Annotated in this window: 1 protein-coding gene and 1 pseudogene; one reads left to right on the top strand and one right to left on the bottom strand. The window is 74.1% G+C overall.

Going from position 1 to position 2,518, the window contains the following annotated elements; all coding sequences use genetic code 11:
- A pseudogene (locus tag KVT14_RS19925) lies at positions 1-1,365 on the bottom strand (phosphatidylglycerol lysyltransferase domain-containing protein); the annotation flags it as partial.
- A 253-nt stretch (positions 1,366-1,618) separates the two neighbouring features.
- Between KVT14_RS19925 and KVT14_RS19920 the strand changes: the two are divergent.
- Positions 1,619-2,440 carry a hypothetical protein gene (locus tag KVT14_RS19920; RefSeq protein ID WP_217617250.1) on the top strand — a complete coding sequence of 274 codons (822 nt, stop codon included), beginning with the start codon at positions 1,619-1,621 and terminating at the stop codon, positions 2,438-2,440.
- The last annotated feature ends 78 nt before the right edge of the window (positions 2,441-2,518 follow it).

Genomic DNA, 2,518 nt, shown 5'->3' with positions numbered 1-2,518 from the left:
GAGGAACCCCCGCAGCCCGCCTTCCTCGTCGAACCCCCCGACGAGCACGCAGTCGCCGTCCAGGCGGTCCCCCAGGCGCCCGACCGCCACCGAAAAGCCCCGCACGTCGCCGCCGTCGCCCCGCCACCGCGCCGCCGCCGCGTCCAGGACCGCGAACTGCTCGGCCTCGAGCGCCTCGTGCCGGGTGACGCGCGTCGTGTACCCCCGGCGCTGCAACCGGGTGACGGACTGCCGCACGGCCTTCATGCCGGGGCCGGTGAGGGTGAACGCGCGCATGTCGAGGATCGCCCCGTCGCCGATCTCCCAGGCGGTGAGCCCGGCTTCGCCGTAGGCGAGCGCTCCGGCGGTGTTCGCCCCCATGACGGCGAGCTACCAGCCGTTCGTGCGCGCCAGGCGCCGCCACTGCTCGATGGCCTCGCCCCAGTGCCGCGGGTCGCCGAGCGGGCTGCCGCTGGCCAGGCAGACCGACCCGACGACGCGGTACGAGACACCGGCGCGCGCCGTGGCCGGGTCACCGGTGTCCCACACCACGGCCTTGTCCCGGCGGGTGGCGAAGAAGCCTAGGGAGTCCTCGCCGCCCCAGTCGCGCAGCAGGGTCCGCCCGCGCGCCTCGCCGGCGGCGTCGAGGGTCCGGGCGAACGCGGGTGAGCGGAACAGCAGCACCGTCGACAGGACGACGGTGGCGGCGGCCAGCAGGTTGACGACGCCGGCGACCCACAGCGGCGCGCTGGCCCCGGACGCGCCCCCGACCTCGCCGATGTCACCCAGCATGATGCCGAACGTGTACCCCGCCGCCGAGCCCGCGGCCTGCTCCGTCCCGAACCGCAGCACGAGGCCCGTCCCCACGAACAGCGTCAGGACGCCGCCGAGGAGGAAGACGGCCAGCGCCCGCAGGAAGCTCCCCCGGACGGCCCGGGCCCCGAACTGGCGTCGGGCACGCAGCAGCACGACGATCACGACGGACACGAGCACGAACCCGACGACGTCGGCGACCGACGGGTCCTGCACGATCCGGCCGATCCGGCCGATCTGCGGCAGCACCCCCCACCAGAGCAGCAGGATCCACCACGCAGCGCGCATACGGCGGTGCAGCGCGATCCCGACCGTCGCCAGCAGCGCCGCGTACACGAGGTTGGGGATCACGGGCAGCGTGAGCTGGGAGACGACGTCGTCGGCCTGCGAGAAGTAGCGGCGCCACGGCGGGACGACGGTGACCACGACCACGAACGCGCTCGCGACGAACGTGAGCGCGGCGAACCGGTCCGGCCAGCGGTCGTCGGGTCGGGGGCCGCCGGAGGCGGGACGTCGCTCACCGGTCGCGTCCTCGACGGTGGCGGGTTCCGCCGCGTGGGCGACATCGACCATCTGAGCCTCGCTCCCCGAGCGCGCTCGTCCGCGCGTGCTCGTCGTCCCTCTGCCTGGGCGACCACGGCGCCGCCGGGCGCGTGCTCAGGGACATCATGGCCGAAACACCGCCTCACGCCACAGAAGGCGTGAGGCGGGCGTGCCGCCGGTGCGCTAGTTTCCCCGGAGCGAGATCGAGCGACGTCTGTGTGTCGCGACGAGACCCAGCACGCGGTGCTCCGGCGTCGTCCGGCACGGCAGATCGGAGCGGCGTGTGATCGTGTCGTTGCTGTGCGCCGTCGGGTCGGCGCTGGCCTACGGCGCCAGCACCCTCATGCAGGCCGTCGCCACGCGCCGCGCCCACGGTCTCGCAGCCGTGATGGCACCGCTGGTCGTCGGGGCCTTCGTCGTCGACGGCCTGGGGTTCCTGCTGTCGCTCCTCGCGCTCGACAGCCTCCCGCTGTTCGTCGTCCAGTCGGTCATGGCATCGATGCTCGTCGTCGTGGTCGTCGGTGCGCGGTTCCTCCTCCAGGCGCGTCTGCGGCGGCTCGACGTCGTCGCCGTCGGTGTGGTGATCGGTGCGCTCGTCCTGATCGGCCTGGGCTCCGGCGAGCAGCCGGCCGTCGAGCCACCCGCGTCGTTCGAGCGCGCGATGCTGATCGCCACCGGGGTCCTCGTGGCGCTGGCCCTCGCGCTCTACCGGTCGGGTCCCGGGTGGGCGCTCGCCGCGGTCGGCGGCCTGGGGTTCTCGGGGGCCGCGATCGCGGCACGCGCGTCCCACCACCACGACGGCCTCGCGGCGATGATCTGGCAGCCGATGACCGCGTGCATCGTGGTCTGCGGAATCGTCGGCGCCCTCTGGTACCTCCGGTCGCTCGAGCGGCTCGCCGTGGGACCGAGCGCCGCGATCCTCTCCGTGCTCGAGGTCGTCGTCCCCGGCGCGGTCGGTGTCCTGGTGCTCGGTGACACCATCGCGCCCGGGATGGGACCGGGGGTCGCCGCCGGCCTCGTCCTCGCGATCGGCGGGTGCGTCGTCCTCGCGCTCAGCCCCGCCAACCGGGCCGCCGAGGACCAGCCCGCCCGCGCTCCGGTCTAGTTGTACTCAGCCGTCACGTTGGTGACAGTCGGCTGGTCGGCGGTCGTCCGCCGAGTGCGGTGTGTGGTCTGTGAGTGT

The sequence above is a fragment of the Cellulomonas sp. GbtcB1 genome, from assembly GCF_019091725.1.
Lineage (GTDB): Bacteria > Actinomycetota > Actinomycetes > Actinomycetales > Cellulomonadaceae > Cellulomonas.
Note: the sequence above shows the minus strand (reverse complement) of the source record. Positions and strands in the feature narration are given on the sequence as shown.